Here is a 15,142-nt window from a genome sequence, read left to right as displayed (position 1 = left end):
ATGCTTCGTGACGCCTGGCGGCTGTCGCTCGGGACCCTGACCGCCGTCCCCGTGACACCGCCGGAGGTCGTCGACCGTCGGCGTGCGGGGGCGGCGATGCTGCTCGCCCCGCTGGCGACGATTCCCCTGGCGCTGGCGCTCTTCGCCGTGCTCGTCGCGGGGGAGTGGCTGGACCTTCCGCCCCTCGTGACGGCGCTGCTCGCGGTGGGGGCGACGATCCTCGGCAACCGGGCCTTCCACCTCGACGGACTCTCCGACGTGGTCGACGGGATGGCCGCCTCCTTCGACCGCGAACGCTCCCTGGCGGTGATGAAGTCCGGCACCGCCGGGCCGGCCGGCGTGGTGGCGATCGTGCTGGTCGTCGGTCTCCAGGCGGCCGCGCTGGCGTCGTTCGCGGCCTGGGGTAACTGGGAGGCGGCGGCGTTGTCCGCTGGAGCGCTCTGCGTCTCCCGCGGCGCGCTGGCGATCTGCTGCGCCCGCGGCTTCGAGCCCGCACGTCCCGACGGGCTGGGTCGGCTCTACACCCAGACCGTCCCGCGCTGGGCCGTCGCGCTCGTGTGGCTGGCCGGCGCCGCGCTGCTGTCCGCCCTGGCCGTGCTGGCCGACCTGGCGTGGTGGAGGGGAGCGGTGGCGGCGCTGGTCGCCGTGGTCGCGGTCCTCGTCGTCGTACGGCGCGCGGTGACGCGCTTCGGTGGGGTCACGGGCGACGTCTTCGGCGCTGCGATCGAGCTCGCCTTCGCCGCCCTGCTGATCGCCCTGGCCTGACTAGAGCTCCAGCACCCGGCCGGCGATGACCAGGTGCACCGCGTCGCAGCGGGCGGCGACCCGCTGGTTGACCAGGCCGAGCAGGTCCCGGAACAGCCGACCGGAACGGTGCGAGGGAATCACGCCGAGACCGACCTCGTTGGTGACGAAGACCGTCGGTGCGTCCCGCTGGTCCAGCACCTCCTCGATCCGGTCCACCTCGGCGTTGACCCGCGCCGTCGCGGCGTCACTGGTGGCCTCCCACAGCTCGGCGTCGTCGAGCAGGCGGGTGAGCCAGGTGCCGAGGCAGTCCACGATCACCGCCTCCTCCCGGTCCAGGGCCGTGACCAGGTCGGCGGTCTCCAGCGTCGTCCAGTGCGAGGGCCGCGCAGCCTGGTGGGCCGCGATCCGCGCCGACCAGTCGGGGTCGCCCTCGGCGTCCGGGGTCGGCCCGGGGGCGACGTACGTGACGGTGGCGATGCCCTGCAGCAAGGACTCGGCGTGCCGGGACTTGCCGGAGCGGACGCCGCCGGTGACGAGCACCTTCATCGGTCACCGCCCAACCGCCAGGAGTGCAGCAACCGGCAGTCGTCGTTGGCCCACCACTGCAGGTCGATCCGGTCGAGCGTGAAGCGCACGGGGAGATGCGGTGCCATCCGGGTGCGGACCTCCTCCAACGTGACGCCGCCGGCCGGGTGGTCGAGGGTCAGGTGCGGCACCGGGTCGGGGAACGCCCCGGCGTAGGGCGGGTGGTCGGGGAACGCGGCCACCAGCGCTGCGGTCAGCCTACGGAACGGATCCTCCGGTCGGGGGCGCAGGTGGATCACTCCGCCGGGGAACTCGAGCACCTCCTCGAGGTCGATCTCGGTCGGGGCCAGGGAGGCAGCGATCGAGGCGACCGTCGCCAGGTCGGCCGGGGTCGGTTCGTCGATCCAGGGAGCCAGCAGGGTGATGTGGGCGTGCACGAAGCCGGGGTCGGCCGAGACGAACGAGGCGTCGTAGTACGCCGTCCGTTCTCGGACAACCACGTCGATCTGCGGCACCGGGACGGCGAGCACGGAGTGGCCGAGCGCCATCAGAGCGGATTGATCGATTCGGAGGACTCGCTCGCTCGTCCGAAGCGCAACAGGCGCGCGCGGCGTTCGGCGACCCGGTGCCAGACGTGGTGCTGGAAGGCGAGGGTGAGCCAGCCCGCCAGTGCCATCCCTGAGACGTTGATCAGGATCTGCATCAGGCTGCCCCGGATCTCGTCGCCGAGACCGAACGCGATCCCCACCCCGATGTTGGCCACCGCCGGGATCGTCGTCACCGAGATGAACACCCCCGACAGTCCGCCCACGCGCGCCGAGGTCAGGGACAGCACCCCCGCTGCGGCCGCCACGACCGCGACGATGAACGACCACTTGTCGGGGGTGTAGATGAACCCGGTCTGAGGGCGGGCCGCGGTGACGTCGGCGACGGTGATCCAGCCCAGCCACTTGCCGACCAGGACGGCGATCGTGGTGGCGATGATGCCGACGGTGAAGCCGATCACGAGGGTGGCCAGGGCACGTCGGAGGAGCCCATAGCGGTGCCTGACCAGAGCGACGCCGAGGGCGGCGATCGCCCCGAACTCCGGCCCGATCACCATCGCGCCGATCACCAGGATCTGCGAGTCCAGCACGATCGCGACCGCGGCGATCAGCGACGCCAGCACGAACAGGCTGGCGAACGTCCAGTTCGCCTCGCTGTCCTCGTAGGCCTGCTGCGTCACGTCGGCCCACACCACGGTGTCGGCACCGCTGCCCGGCGCGATCCGGGAGGCCGCCAGGCCGGGTTCGGACAGCCAGGCTTGGACGGGATCGATCTGGATGCTGCCCTGCTGGGAGATCCCGAGGGCGTCGAGCCGCTCGACCACGTCGTTGGCAGCCTCGCGCGCGACGCTCGCCATCACGACGTCGCCCGGCGGGCGCAGCGACGCGCCCGGCAGGAGCGCCAGCTCGCTGACGGCCGGATCGCTGCGGAGGACGTCCAGGGCGGCCGGGGTGAGCTCACTCGGGGTGGTCAGGCGCAGACGCAGCATGTCCGGCATTCTTGCGGCTGGGCGGCGCCGCTGTCGTGACCCGGCATGATGGCCCCATGGACTTGGCTTACCCCGTCGTCATCAAAGCGGCCCGCACCTGGCTCAAGGTCGGTGACATGCGGATCCGGATGACCGGCGGTGAGCACATCCCCGAGACCGGCGGAGCCCTGATCGCGGTCAACCACCTCTCCTACATCGACTACGTGATGGCGGGCTTCCCGGGCGCCGAACGTGGGCGGTTGACCCGGTTCATCGCGAAGAAGGAGATCTTCGACAACAAGGTCGGCGGACCGGTGATGCGCGCGTTCCACCACATCCCGATCGACCGCGCCAGCGGCCGGGAAGGGATGCGGATCGCGTCGGAGAAGCTGAAGGCGGGGGAGCTCGTCGGGATCTTCCCGGAGGGCACGATCTCGAACAGCTTCCTGATCAAGGAGGTCAAGACCGGCGCCGTCCGGATCGCTGCCGATGCCGGCGTCCCCCTGATCCCGATGGTGCTCTGGGGCACGCAACGGATCCTGGCCAAGGGTCACAAGGCCGACTTCTCCCGGCACCGCACGATCGGGATCAGTGTCGGTGAGCCGATGCACGTCACCGGCGAGGACCCGATCGCGGAGACCGCCGAGCTCAAGAAGCGGATGGAGGCGATGCTCGACGAGCTGATCCGCAACCACCCCGCCGAGGAGCAGCCGCCGGGTTCGTGGTGGCTCCCTCGCGCGTACGGCGGCTCGGCACCGACCATCGAGGAGGCGGCTGCGGCCTACGCCGAGGAGCGACGCCTGCGCGCGGAGAAGAAGCGCGCGAAGAAGGGCTCCTAGGCCGCGAACTCCGTCAGCTGCGGTCGCGCGTAGGCCGCGCGGAGACGCTCGTAGCGGCGACGGTTGGCGGCCAACGGGTCGAGCAGCAGCCAGGACGGCAGGACGCGTCGTCCGGCCCGGATCAGCCGGGTGTACAGCCGGAACTCCCACGCCTTGCGGCGCGTCCAGGTGATGCCCAGCAGGTCACGCATCACCGGGTGCGCCGTGGCCTCGCCGCAGATCCGGGCGGGGCGGGAGAGCAGCGGCGTGGCGAGCCGCCACAGGGGCGTGATCGCCCGGTGCAGCCACCGCGGCCCGATCAGGGTGGGCACCGGCAACGCGCTGAAGCTCTCCGCGGCCCACTGCAGGAACGGGTTGTCGGCGAGCTCGAAGGTGGCGACCTCCTCGTAGTACGCCTCCATCTCAGCGACCGTCGGCGGCACGGACGCGGCATCGCTGGGCAGATCGGTGTCGCTCATCCAGAGCACGGTGCGGTAGACCACCTCCCGTTCCTCGGTGCTGAGGCCGGGGTAGGTGCTGATGTAGCCGGTGTAGAAGACGAGCAGGCTGCTGGTCCCGACCCACTTCCACAGCGCGGGGTTGAGCGCGCTGTAGCGCTCGCCGGCGAAGTCGCCCGTGCCGCGCCCGTGCACCTGGCCGTGCAGCACCTTCAACCGCTCCGAGGTGGCCCGGCGGTCACTGTCGTCGCCGAAGAGCATCAGCGGTCCCCAGAGGTAGCTGCGCACCCCGCGGTTGGTGAAGTTCTCCGCGAACCGTCCCGTCGCGTCGACCGCCGCGGCGACCTCGCGATAGGCCACCTGGTCCAGGGCGAGTCGGCCGTAGAGCCCGAAGGCGAGCGGGGTGCCGACCCACCAGCGCACGTCGTCGGCGAGCTCGTGGTGCGGCTGGGAGGGGTGCCACGGGGGCACGCTGGTCGATTCCATGGGGGAGCACTCCTGGATCAAGTGTCAACGCACGTTGACAGATCTATCAGACCAGTGCTCACCCCATCTGTCAACGGATGTGTCACGATGGCGTCGTGTCCACGATCCCGACCGAGCCGCGTCGTTACGCGGGAGCCTCGGCCGCCGAGCGCACGGCCGAGCGCCGGGCACGGCTCCTGGCCGCCGGGCTCGACCTGATGGGCGGCGGCGGCACGTCGGCGGTGACCGTGCGCGGCGTGGCCGAGGCCTCGGGGCTCGGAGCGCGCTACGTCTACGAGAGCTTCCCGACGATCGAGGAGCTCCAGGTCGCGGTGTTCGACGCGATCGCGACCGAGGCGGCGACCCGGGCGATCGCCGCGTTGGCGTCGGTCCCCGACGCGGGGGACGAGACCACCCGGGCGGCCCGGACGCGGGCGGTGCTGGCCGAGATGGCCGACCTCATGCTGGAGGACCCGCGCAAGGGGCGGATCGTGCTGCTCGAGGCGGTCTCCTCGCCCATCCTGGGGCCGCGGCTTCGCGAGGAGAGCCGGCACTTCGCCGCGATGCTGGCCGCCACGGCCTCGTCGGGCGACCCGCTGGCCGAGGCGGCCGAGCTCTCGCCACGGCTGCGCATCCTCGCCCAGTTCCTGATCGGGGGAGTGGCCCACGCCCTGGCCGCGGTCCTCGAGGGCGACGTCACCGCGAGCCGTGACGAGGTGGTCGACATCCTGGTCGACGTCTTCGGTGTCGTCGACGGTTTGGTCGTGGGCGAGATCGGCGTATCCTCGAATTAGTTGAAGGTACAACTAAGGAGCGAGAGATGTACGCCGACCCGCGCACTGCCCAGGCCGATGCCGAGATCGCCGCGACCCACCCGTTCGCGGCTCACCTGCGTCGCGCGGCCGCGGTCGAGGCCGCCGTACCGCACCGGGACTGGACCCCGGCCGACGGTCCGCTGCCCGCGCTCTACCTGAGCCACGGCGCACCGATGCTCTTCGAGATGACCGACTGGATGACGGAGCTGCACACCTGGGCCCGGGCGCTGCCGAAGCCGACCGGGATCGTGATCGTCTCCGCGCACTGGGAGCAGGCGCCGCTCAGCCTCTCGGTCGCGCGTCCCCTCGAGCTGGTCTACGACTTCGGTGGGTTCGACCCGATGTACTACCGGATGCGGTACGACACCCCGGACTCCGGACACCTGGCCGACCGGGTGCGCGGCCTGATGCCGGACACCGAGACGGTGCACCAGCACGTCAGCCGCGGCTTGGACCACGGTGCCTGGGTGCCGCTCAAGATCATGTACCCCGCCGGTGACATCCCGGTGCTGCAGGTGAGCATGCCGACGCACGACCCCGATCGTCTGCTGGCGCTGGGCTCCCGGCTGCGGGACCTGCGCGACGAGGGCGTGCTGGTGATCGGGTCCGGGTACATGACCCACGGACTGCCCTTCATCGACTGGCACCAGCCCGACCAGGTGCCGGGCTGGTCCAGCGACTTCGACGTGTGGGCCGCCGAGACGCTGGCGCGGGGCGACCTCGAGACCCTGGCCGCCTTCCGTGAGGCGGCTCCCGGGATGCCCTACGCGCACCCGACGGTGGAGCACTTCACGCCGCTCTTCATCACCCTGGGCGCGGCCCAGGACCCGACAGCAGCGCCGACCACCCGGATCGACGGCTACGCGATCGGCCTGGCCAAGAGGTCGGTCGAGGTTGCCTGAGCGGCCCGAGCAACACGAGCAGCCGCGCTGGCTCGACCCTGACCAGCTGGCCGCCTGGCAGCGGGTGGTGGCGATGGTCGAGCTGCTGCCCGCCGCGCTCGACGCCCAGCTGCGGCGGGACGCCGACCTGACCCACTTCGACTACTACGTGCTGGCGATGCTCGCCGACGCCCCAGAGCGCACCATCCGGATGGCCGACCTGGCCAGCAGCACCAACGCGACCCTGCCGCGGCTCTCGCACGTGGTGAAACGGCTCGAGGCGCGGGAGTACGTCGAGCGGATCCCGTGCCCTGAGGACCGGCGGGCCACGAACGCCCGTCTGACCGAGACCGGTCGTCGCGCCCTGGTCGCGGCGGCCCCCGGGCACGTCGACCTCGTCCGCGACACGGTGATCGACGCGCTCAGTCCCGACCAGCTGGCGCAGTTCGCCGAGATCGCCGACGTCCTGCTCGAGCGCCTCGATCCCGAGGGACGGTTCGGCTACCGCGCCGGCTGAGCGTGCAGCGCCTCGGCGAGGCCGCGCAGGGTCGAGGCCGGATGGTCCGAGCCGGGGAAGTAGGCGCACACCCGGTCGGCGATGTCGCCGAACCGGCGCCCGATCTCGGTCGCGCACTCCTCCGGGGTGCCGACCACGGCCAGCGTGCGCAGCATCGTGTCGTCGATCAGCTCGATCATCGCGCCGATCTCGCCGCGCTTGCTCAGCTCGTTCAGCCGCGGACCGAGGTCGCCCCAGCCCTCGATCTCGAGCACCGGCCAGTACGCCGGGGTGGACCCGTAGAAGGCCAGCAGGGCTCGGACGCCCATGCTCGCCTGCTCGATCTCGGCGGCCGTCGTACCCATCGCCACGATCGCGGCCGGGAACAGGTCGAGGTGCTCCCGACCGGCCCGGTCCAGGCCGGCAGCCACCGCGGGCAGGGTGCGTTCCCGGATGTGGGTGTGGCTGTGGAACGGCATCACCAGCAGCCCGTCGGCGACCTCCGCCGCGGTCCGTGTCATCACCGGTCCCAGCGCGCCCATCACGACCGGCGGGACGCCGTACGGGTTCGGGCCGGGGATGAAGGTCGGCGGCATCAGGGTGTGCCGGGTGAAGTCGCCGCGGAAGTCGAGTCGGGTCCCGTCCTGCCACGACGCCAGGATCGCCTTGGTTGCCAGCACCGACTCCCGCATCCGGGCCGCTGGCCGGTCCCAGGTGCTGCCGTAGCGCTTCTCGATGTGCGGCCGGATCTGGGAGCCCAGCCCGAGCCGGAACCGGCCCTTGCTCATCACCTGGAGGTCCCAGGCGAGATGTGCCAGGTGCATGGGTGACCGGGGGAGCGCGATCGCGACGTTGGTCATCAGGTCCGTCTCGACCGCGGTCGAGGCGGCGATCAGGGGAGCGAAGACGTCGTGCGGCCCCTCGAACGTGAAGAGGCCGTCCACCCCGGCGGCCACCAGCTCCTGGGCTCGGGTGACTGCTTCGGCGGGGCCGCGATCGAGTTGTACGTCCAGCAACACGAGAACGTGTTCTACGCTCGCGGCCATGAATGCGCAAGGGTTGTTCACCGGTCGGTCGGTGATCGTGAGCGGCGGCAGTCGTGGCGTCGGGCTCGAGGTGGCGCGCCAGCTGGTGGCCGAGGGCGCGGCCGTCGTGCTCAACGGCCGCGATCCCGAGGTGGTCGCCCGAGCCGCCGACGAGGTGGGCGCGATCGGTGTCGCCGGGTCCGCGGCCGATCCGCAGGTGGCGGACCTGCTCGTCGCGACCGCCGTCGATGCTGCGCCGCTGGGCGCCCTGATCAACTGCGCCGGCACCGCCGAACCGGTCGGTTCCTCGATCCTCGAGATCGACTCCGCGACCTGGCACGGCCTGATCGACGCCCATCTCCATGCCACGTTCGAGACCTGTCGCGCCGCGGCTCCGCACCTGGTCGAGACCGGCGGCGCGATCGTCAACACCAGCTCGCACGCCTTCACCGGAACCTTCGGTGGCACCGGGTACGCCGCCGGCAAGGGTGCGGTGAACAGCCTGACCTACGCCCTGGCCGCCGAGCTGCGCGAGCACGGGGTCCGGGTCAACGCCGTCTGTCCCGGCGCCGCGACCCGGCTCTCCACCGGACCGGAGTACGAGGAGACGGTGCGCGGGCTGCACCGTCGCGGGCTGCTCGACGACCTGATGCTGGCCGGCTCACTCGCCCCGCCGCCACCGGCCCACGCCGCGGCGATGTACGTCTTCCTCGCCGGCCCGCTGGCCGCGGGGATCACCGGGGAGGTGCTCTCCGCCGCCGGCGGGTACGTCGGCAGGTTCGCCTCGCCGAGCGAGGCGATGGTCACCTACCGCGACCACGCCACGTCTCAGCCGTGGACACCGACGGAGCTGGCCGAGCTCCTCACGTAGGTGCCCTTGCCGGTCGGCAGCGGCATGTCCAGCGTGGTGCGGATCCCCGGCGCCGCCGCGACCACGTCCGGGATCGAGTTCACGATCCGCCCGCAGGCGGCCACGATCGCGGCGTGGTTGTGGTCGCCGTGCTCGCTGCTCGGCACGATGTCGACGACGTAGCTGGGCTCCCCGGTGATCTCGACCCGGTAGGCACCGCCGCCACTGGCCGGACGCGCCCAGTCGGGGCGCAGGTCCTCGCGGGTGCGGGTGACGTGCTCGACCACGATCGCGGGCCGGCCGTCGACCAGGCCGGAGATGGAGAACTTCAGGGCCGCGATGGTGCCCTTCTCGATCCGGCCGGCGGCGATGTCGTAGGACTCGGGAGCGGGCTCGGCCTCCCAGGCCTCGACCACCTCGTCGATCTCGACGCCGATCCCGGCCGCCATCATCCGGATCGCCGTGCCCCAGGCGAAGCCGAGCACCCCGGGGAGGAAGAGCATCGGCGTGGCATCGATCGGAGCCCCGAAGCCCATCAGGTCGAACATCACCTCGGCGCCGTCGTACGTCGCGTAGTCGGCCAGCTCGTAGCAGTGGATCTTCTCGATCCGTTGACAGGTGCTGGCCAGGGCCAGGGGGATGAGGTCGCTGGCGAAGCCCGGGTCGACCCCGGTGATGTAGAGCGTGGATCCGCCGGCGGTGGCGGAGGCCTCGACCTTGTCGATCACCGACTGGTCGAGCGTTCCCCACGGGTACTGCAGGGTGCCGGGAGCCGAACCGACGACGTCGATCCCGGCCTCGAGCAGGGTGCGCACGTCGCGGGTCGCCTCCACCGGTCGGGTGTCACCCATCGCGCAGTAGACGGCCACCTGGGGGCCGCTCGCGATCAGCTCGGCCAGGGAACCGACGGCCGTGATGCCGGTGACCACGTCGAGGCCGGCGAGCTCCCCGGCGTCACGTCCGACCTTGTCCGGGTTGGTCGTCGAGACGGCGACCAGCTCGAACCGATCGTCGTCGATCAGCTGGCGGAGCGTGAGCATGCCGGCGTTGCCGGTGGCGACCTGGGCGACCCGAATGGGCATCGAAACTCCTGCTGATTGAAGGACGTCGAGGAATGGAACCTGTTCTAGTTTCCTGAAATCTACGTTATCGTCCGCCGCATGGGTCGTGTTGAAGGAAAGGTCGTCCTGATCAGTGGCGGCGCACGCAACATCGGTGGCGCCAGCGCCCGCCGTCTCGTCGCCGAAGGCGCCCGCGTCGTCATCGGTGACCTCCTCGACGAGGAGGGCAAGGCGCTCGCCGACCAGCTGTGCGCCGAGTTCGGCCCCGACGCCGCCCGCTACACGCACCTCGACGTGACCAGCTCCGACGAGTGGGCCGACGCCGTCGCCTTCACCCTCGCGGAGTTCGGTGCGCTGCACGTGCTGTTCAACAACGCCGGGATCTTCAACGGCGGCCAGCTGCAGCGCTACAAGCAGGCGCAGTGGCAGCAGATGCTCGACGTCAACCTGACCGGAGCCTTCCTCGGCGCCCAGGCCGCGGCCGACGCGATCATCGCAGCCGGCGGCGGCTCGATCATCAACACCTCCTCGATCGAGGGTCTGCGCGGAACGCCCTGGGCGCACGGGTACGTCGCCTCGAAGTGGGGCCTGACCGGACTGACGAAGTCGCTGGCGATGGAGCTGGCGCCGCACGGGATCCGGGTGAACTCGCTGCACCCCGGTCGGATCAGCACCCCGGCCACCGACCAGATGCCCGACGACCTGATCCCGATCCCGCTGGGTCGTCCGGGCAAGCCCGACGAGATCGCGACGTTCGTGGTCTTCCTCGCCAGCGACGAGTCCAGCTTCGCCACTGGTGCCGAGTTCGTCGTCGACGGCGGAACGGTGATGCACATCCCGACCAAGATCTGAGCACAATGGCGCCGTGAGCACCCTGGCTGCGGCGGACGTCGAGCGGATCACCGGCACGTACTTCATCGAGGGTGCGGGCGGTCGGCGGAACCTCCAGACCTTCTGGGTGATGCTGGTGCTGGCCGCGATCATCGCCTCCGCCGGTGTGGTGGGCGACTCCACGGCCACGGTGATCGGCGCGATGATCGTCGCCCCGTTGATGCGCCCGATCCTCGGCACCGCCTGTGCCCTGGTCCTCGCCCGTCGCCGTCAACTGGTGATCAACCTCGGGCTGGTCCTGGCCGGTGCCGTGGTGGTGATCGCGATCGGGTACGTGCTCGGGCTGCTCACCCCGCTCGCTGTGACCGCAGAGACCAACAGCCAGGTCGCGTCCCGGGTGAACCCGAAGCTGATCGACCTCCTCGCGGCACTCGCCACCGGCACGGTCGGCGCGTACGCGGTGGTCCGCTCCGACGTCTCCGACAGTCTGCCCGGCGTGGCGATCGCCATCTCCCTAGTTCCGCCGCTGGCCGTGGTCGGGCTGACCCTCGAGTCCGGAGCCGGTAGCCAGGCGCTGGGAGCGCTGCTGCTCTTCGGCACCAACGTTGCGGCGATCATCGTCACCGGGATCTGCGTGCTGTTGGTCGTTCGTTTCCGCGAGGCCGCACGGTCCTCCGGCGGCGAGGTCGGCCATCTCACCGGCCGCTCGCTCACGGTCGTCATCGCTGCCCTGGTCCTGGTGGCCGTCCCGCTGACGTTGGGCAGCGTGCACGTGGTCGACCAGCAGAGGACCATCTCGAAGGCCCAGCCCGTCGCGGAGGAGTGGGCGGTGAGCCAGGGCTGGGAGATCACCGACCTCTTCCTGCGTTCCGGGGTGCTGCACGTCGTCGCCCTGGGTGGTCAGCCCGAGGCCGACCCGGAGGAGCTGCGCCAGGCACTCGACGATGCCGGGCTCTCCGACGTTGACGTGGACGTCAGCCTGGTGCTCGGCGGGTCCAGGGACCTGCCGGCCTCCGGCGTGCCACAGTAACGCCATGCGGAGGTTCTCCATCCGGTCAGGGGACGTGGGCCGGCTCGTCTGGAGCTGGGCCGTCGGGGCCGTCTCGCTGGTCATCGCCGACATCGTGCTGCCGAACCTGAGCGCCGACTCGATCTGGGTCTGGTTCGGGGTGGCACTGATCACCGGCATCGTCGGGGCACTGCTGCGACCGGTCCTGGTGATGGGTGCCGCGGTGATCGGGTGGATCGCCGTCTTCGCGCTGGCCTTCCTCGGGCAGGCCGTCATCCTCAGCGTCGCGTTGGCGCTCGTGCCCGCCGTGCACGTGGGTTCCTTCTGGACGCTGGTCGCGGCCGCCTGGATCACCGCCATCCTCGCCACCGTCCTGGAGTGGCTCAGCACCGCCGGGACCCCGGACCACCTGGTCGCCCTGCTCGCTCGCGACGTGCGGCCCGGCAAGCGCAGCGAACCGATCGAGGACCCCGAGGTCACCGGCCTGATCATGATCCAGCTCGACGGGGTTCCGTTCCCGCTGGTGCGCTGGGCGTTGCAGTCGGGCCTGATGCCCACCCTGCGACGCTGGGTCGACAGCGGCAACCACGTCGCGCGCGAGTGGACGGCCCAGCTGCCCTGCACGACTCCGGCCAGCCAGCTCGGCATCCTGCACGGCACCTCCGCGGGCGTCCCGGCGTTCCGCTGGTACGACCGTGAGCTCGGCCGGATCCTGGTGGCGAACAAGCCGGCCGACGCCCGCGTGATCGAGGAGCGGGCGAGCACCGGGCACGGCCTGCTCGCCGACGACGGTGCCTCGATCAGCAACCTCTTCTCCGGGGACGCGGTCAGCTGCTCGATGGTGATGAGCCGCACCGGCCTCACCCGCGGCAGCCTGCAGACCCGCAAGGTGCTGGCCACCTTCATGGCCCGGCCCGAGGGGTTCGCCCGCAGCTTCGGACGCGCGATCGCCGAGATCGTGCGGGAACGGCAGCAGGCCCGGCGCCAGCGGGTGCGTGACGTCGTACCCCGGATGAACCGGCCCTGGGAGTTCGCCGGCCTGCGCGCGGTCACCAACGGCCTGCTCCGCGACGTCAACATCACCCTGGTCGCGCGCGAGATGGAGATCGGCCGCAAGTCCATCTACGTCGACTTCGTCGACTTCGACGAGGTGGCCCACCACGCCGGCGCGGTGCGGCTGGAGTCCTTGGCGGTGCTCGGCGACCTCGACCGGATCGTCGACGTGATCTCGCAGCTGGCCGAGCTCGCCCCGCGCACCTACGAGATCGTGCTCGTCTCCGACCACGGCCAGTCGACCGGCGAGTCCTTCGCCGACCGCTACGGACAGGGCCTGGACGGCCTGGTCCGCGAGCTGATCGGCGCCTCCGTGCACTGGGAGGGCGCACCGGTCGAGGGCTGGGGCCGGGCCGGCTCCATCGTCGAGGACGTGGCGGCGACCTCGAAGCCGTCAGCCGTGGCCGGGGGACTGGCCCGCACCGCACGCCGGCACCAGGGCAACAGCGACGCACCCGAGGCCGAGCCCGTCGTGCTGGGTTCGGGCAACCTCGGTCTGATCTACTCCGGGACGTCGGAGCGGTGGAGCCTCGAGGTGCTGGAGGAGGAGTGGCCGGGCCTGATCGACGGGCTCGCGGATCACCCCGGGATCGGCTTCATCGCGGGCGTCGACGACGCCGGGACTCCGTTCGCGATCGGTGGCGGTGGGCGGCAGAACCTGCTCACCGGCGAGATCCAGGGGACGGACCCGCTGCTGCTCTTCCCTGCCCACTCGGCCCGGGTCCTGGCCACGGCCCTCGCCGATCCGCGGGCGCCTGACCTCTACGTCAACAGCCTGGTCGACCCGAGCACCGACGAGGTCGCGGCGTTCGAGGACCTGGTCGGGTGCCACGGTGGACTGGGCGGCTGGCAGGACCGCGGCCTGGTCGTCGCGCCGACCTACCTCTGGACCAACGAGGACCAGGTCGAGGGCGCCGCGGCGCTGCACCGCGAGCTGGTGCGGATGCTCGAGGCGCTCGGCCACCGCAAGGACCTACCCCCGATCAGCGCGGAGCGAGTAACCTCCGTGCCTGACTCGCCACGTGCACAGGAGATTGCTGATGTCTGATTCGCCGCAGCCCTCGGCATCCGTCGACGGAGGCGGCATTCCCCGCGGCCTCCTGATCGTGATCGGCCTCGCTGCCGGCGTGATCACGATCTTCGGCATCCGGGCGATGTCCGGCATCATCGGGCCCGCGTTCCTGGCCATCGTGCTGGCGATCGCCGCCAGCCCGGTCCGGCGCTTCCTGGTCAAGAAGGGCTGGCCGTCCTGGCTCGGCAACCTGATCTCGCTGCTCACCGTCTATGTCGGTCTGATCCTCTTCAGCCTCGCCATGCTCGTCGCGCTGGCCCACTTCGGCACCTTGATCCCCGAGTACAAGGACGAGTTCGCCAACACCATCGCCGACGTCACGTCCTGGCTGAAGTCCGTCGGAGTCGATCAGGACCAGCTCGACAAGATCCGTGAGTCCCTCGACCTCGGTCGCCTCGCCGACCTGATCACCAGCCTGCTGCTCGGCACGTTCTCGATCCTCGGCAACGTGGTCTTCATCGTGACGATGGTGCTCTTCGTGGTGATGGACGCCGGCAAGTTCAGTGACAACCTCGAACAGCTCTCGGCGTACCGGCCCAACTTCGTCCGTGGCCTGTTCCAGTTCGCCACCGGGACCCGGATCTACCTGCTCGTCTCGACGGCGTTCGGGCTGGTCGTGGCGGTCATCGACACGGCGATGCTCACGGCGATCGGGGTCCCGGGCGCTGCGCTGTGGGGTCTGCTCGCCTTCATCACCAACTACGTGCCCAACATCGGCTTCGTGATCGGACTGATCCCGCCGGCCATCCTCGGTCTCCTCGAAGGTGGCTGGGAGATGGCCCTCGCGGTGATCGTCGGCTACATCGTGATCAACACCGTGATCCAGTCGATCATCCAGCCCAAGATGGTCGGCGACGCCGTCGGTCTCTCGGCCACCGTCACCTTCCTGTCCCTGGTGGTGTGGTCGTTCATCCTCGGCCCGGTCGGCGCGGTGCTGGCCGTGCCGCTCTCGCTCTTGGTCCGCGCGATGTTCGTCGACGTGGATCCCAAGGCCCAGTGGTTCAACGCCTTGATCGGCGGCAAGGTGACACCGCCGCCGGAGGAACCGTTGGGCAGCACCGAATCCTCGGATTCACCCCCACCCGCACCCTGAGAGGTATCGCATGTCGTTTCTCGAAGTTTTCTGGCTGATCGTCGTCTCGTTCGCGTTCGTCGCCTACTTGATGGTGATGTTCTCGATCATCGTCGACCTGTTCCGTGACCACGGGACGTCCGGATGGCTCAAGGCAGTCTGGATCATTTTCCTGATCGTGTTCCCGCTGATCACCGCGCTGGTCTACCTGATCGCCCGCGGCGACGGCATGGCCGAGCGCAGCGCCAAGGAGTACAAGGAGGTCAAGGCGGCCCAGGACGAGTACATCCGCTCCGTCGCTTCCCCCACCTCCGTGTCCGACCAGATCGCGCAGGGCAAGGCCCTGCTCGACTCCGGCGCCATCACGCAGGCGGAGTTCGACCAGCTCAAGGCCAAGGCTCTTTCCTGATCCAGCAGACGGCTCCGGCGGCACCGATGAGGTTCGGTGCCG

General features: G+C 70.5%; 17 protein-coding genes. 11 read left to right on the top strand and 6 right to left on the bottom strand.

Annotated elements, in window-relative coordinates; all coding sequences use genetic code 11:
* On the top strand, positions 1-765 hold the full coding sequence (gene cobS, locus ACZ5J1_RS10960; RefSeq protein WP_464558653.1) for an adenosylcobinamide-GDP ribazoletransferase: 765 nt from the start codon (positions 1-3) through the stop codon (positions 763-765).
* On the opposite strand, the gene ACZ5J1_RS10955 is transcribed toward cobS, so the two are convergent.
* The 3 genes from ACZ5J1_RS10955 to ACZ5J1_RS10945 are packed head-to-tail and all read right to left on the bottom strand — an operon-like array spanning position 766 to position 2,806.
* A complete protein-coding gene (locus tag ACZ5J1_RS10955) occupies positions 766-1,293 on the bottom strand; it encodes a bifunctional adenosylcobinamide kinase/adenosylcobinamide-phosphate guanylyltransferase (RefSeq protein WP_464558651.1) in 528 nt (175 codons plus the stop codon).
* On the bottom strand, positions 1,290-1,820 hold the full coding sequence (locus ACZ5J1_RS10950) for a 2'-5' RNA ligase family protein (RefSeq protein WP_464558649.1): 531 nt from the start codon (positions 1,818-1,820) through the stop codon (positions 1,290-1,292). The genes ACZ5J1_RS10955 and ACZ5J1_RS10950 overlap by 4 nt, the downstream gene beginning before the upstream one ends.
* The gene (locus ACZ5J1_RS10945) at positions 1,820-2,806 is read right to left on the bottom strand and encodes a DUF389 domain-containing protein (protein ID WP_464558647.1); all 987 of its coding nucleotides are present in this window, start codon (positions 2,804-2,806) and stop codon (positions 1,820-1,822) included. The genes ACZ5J1_RS10950 and ACZ5J1_RS10945 overlap by 1 nt, the downstream gene beginning before the upstream one ends.
* A gap of 56 nt (positions 2,807-2,862) precedes the next feature.
* Between ACZ5J1_RS10945 and ACZ5J1_RS10940 the strand changes: the two genes are divergently transcribed.
* A complete protein-coding gene (locus tag ACZ5J1_RS10940) occupies positions 2,863-3,624 on the top strand; it encodes a lysophospholipid acyltransferase family protein (protein ID WP_464558645.1) in 762 nt (253 codons plus the stop codon).
* On the opposite strand, the gene ACZ5J1_RS10935 is transcribed toward ACZ5J1_RS10940, so the two are convergent.
* Positions 3,621-4,547, bottom strand: a complete 927-nt coding sequence (locus tag ACZ5J1_RS10935; RefSeq protein WP_464558643.1) for an oxygenase MpaB family protein — start codon at positions 4,545-4,547, stop codon at positions 3,621-3,623. The two genes, ACZ5J1_RS10940 and ACZ5J1_RS10935, sit on opposite strands and share 4 nt — an antisense overlap.
* A gap of 95 nt (positions 4,548-4,642) precedes the next feature.
* Here ACZ5J1_RS10935 and ACZ5J1_RS10930 point away from each other — a divergent pair, with 95 nt between their 5' ends.
* From ACZ5J1_RS10930 to ACZ5J1_RS10920, 3 genes are read left to right on the top strand one after another with little or no spacing between them, the layout of a single operon-like run.
* Positions 4,643-5,320: a TetR/AcrR family transcriptional regulator gene (locus tag ACZ5J1_RS10930; RefSeq protein WP_464558641.1), complete on the top strand. Its 678-nt coding sequence runs from the start codon at positions 4,643-4,645 to the stop codon at positions 5,318-5,320.
* Between the two features lie 26 nt (positions 5,321-5,346).
* Positions 5,347-6,243 carry a dioxygenase family protein gene (locus ACZ5J1_RS10925; protein WP_464558639.1) on the top strand — a complete coding sequence of 299 codons (897 nt, stop codon included), beginning with the start codon at positions 5,347-5,349 and terminating at the stop codon, positions 6,241-6,243.
* Positions 6,236-6,739, top strand: a complete 504-nt coding sequence (locus tag ACZ5J1_RS10920; protein WP_464558637.1) for a MarR family winged helix-turn-helix transcriptional regulator — start codon at positions 6,236-6,238, stop codon at positions 6,737-6,739. Before ACZ5J1_RS10925 ends, ACZ5J1_RS10920 begins: the two co-directional genes overlap by 8 nt.
* Here ACZ5J1_RS10920 and ACZ5J1_RS10915 read toward each other — a convergent pair.
* Positions 6,724-7,737 carry a TIGR03617 family F420-dependent LLM class oxidoreductase gene (locus tag ACZ5J1_RS10915; protein WP_464558635.1) on the bottom strand — a complete coding sequence of 338 codons (1,014 nt, stop codon included), beginning with the start codon at positions 7,735-7,737 and terminating at the stop codon, positions 6,724-6,726. The genes ACZ5J1_RS10920 and ACZ5J1_RS10915 overlap by 16 nt on opposite strands.
* Before the next feature lie 25 nt (positions 7,738-7,762).
* On the opposite strand from ACZ5J1_RS10915, the gene ACZ5J1_RS10910 reads away from it, so the two are divergent.
* Positions 7,763-8,614 carry an SDR family NAD(P)-dependent oxidoreductase gene (locus ACZ5J1_RS10910; protein ID WP_464558633.1) on the top strand — a complete coding sequence of 284 codons (852 nt, stop codon included), beginning with the start codon at positions 7,763-7,765 and terminating at the stop codon, positions 8,612-8,614.
* On the opposite strand, the gene ACZ5J1_RS10905 is transcribed toward ACZ5J1_RS10910, so the two are convergent.
* Positions 8,572-9,675 carry an NAD(P)H-dependent amine dehydrogenase family protein gene (locus ACZ5J1_RS10905; RefSeq protein ID WP_464558631.1) on the bottom strand — a complete coding sequence of 368 codons (1,104 nt, stop codon included), beginning with the start codon at positions 9,673-9,675 and terminating at the stop codon, positions 8,572-8,574. The two genes, ACZ5J1_RS10910 and ACZ5J1_RS10905, sit on opposite strands and share 43 nt — an antisense overlap.
* A gap of 78 nt (positions 9,676-9,753) precedes the next feature.
* Here ACZ5J1_RS10905 and ACZ5J1_RS10900 point away from each other — a divergent pair, with 78 nt between their 5' ends.
* From ACZ5J1_RS10900 to ACZ5J1_RS10880, 5 genes are read left to right on the top strand one after another with little or no spacing between them, the layout of a single operon-like run.
* Positions 9,754-10,506 carry an SDR family oxidoreductase gene (locus ACZ5J1_RS10900; protein ID WP_464558629.1) on the top strand — a complete coding sequence of 251 codons (753 nt, stop codon included), beginning with the start codon at positions 9,754-9,756 and terminating at the stop codon, positions 10,504-10,506.
* Between the two features lie 13 nt (positions 10,507-10,519).
* Positions 10,520-11,515, top strand: a complete 996-nt coding sequence (locus ACZ5J1_RS10895) for a DUF389 domain-containing protein (RefSeq protein WP_464558627.1) — start codon at positions 10,520-10,522, stop codon at positions 11,513-11,515.
* A 4-nt stretch (positions 11,516-11,519) separates the two neighbouring features.
* Positions 11,520-13,595, top strand: a complete 2,076-nt coding sequence (locus ACZ5J1_RS10890; RefSeq protein WP_464558625.1) for an alkaline phosphatase family protein — start codon at positions 11,520-11,522, stop codon at positions 13,593-13,595.
* Positions 13,588-14,712 carry an AI-2E family transporter gene (locus ACZ5J1_RS10885; RefSeq protein WP_464558623.1) on the top strand — a complete coding sequence of 375 codons (1,125 nt, stop codon included), beginning with the start codon at positions 13,588-13,590 and terminating at the stop codon, positions 14,710-14,712. The genes ACZ5J1_RS10890 and ACZ5J1_RS10885 overlap by 8 nt, the downstream gene beginning before the upstream one ends.
* A gap of 10 nt (positions 14,713-14,722) precedes the next feature.
* The gene (locus ACZ5J1_RS10880) at positions 14,723-15,100 is read left to right on the top strand and encodes a PLDc N-terminal domain-containing protein (protein WP_464558621.1); all 378 of its coding nucleotides are present in this window, start codon (positions 14,723-14,725) and stop codon (positions 15,098-15,100) included.
* Positions 15,101-15,142 lie beyond the last annotated feature (42 nt).

It is taken from the genome of Nocardioides sp. JCM 18999, from assembly GCF_055391175.1.
This window is presented reverse-complemented; position numbering and strand designations above follow the sequence as displayed.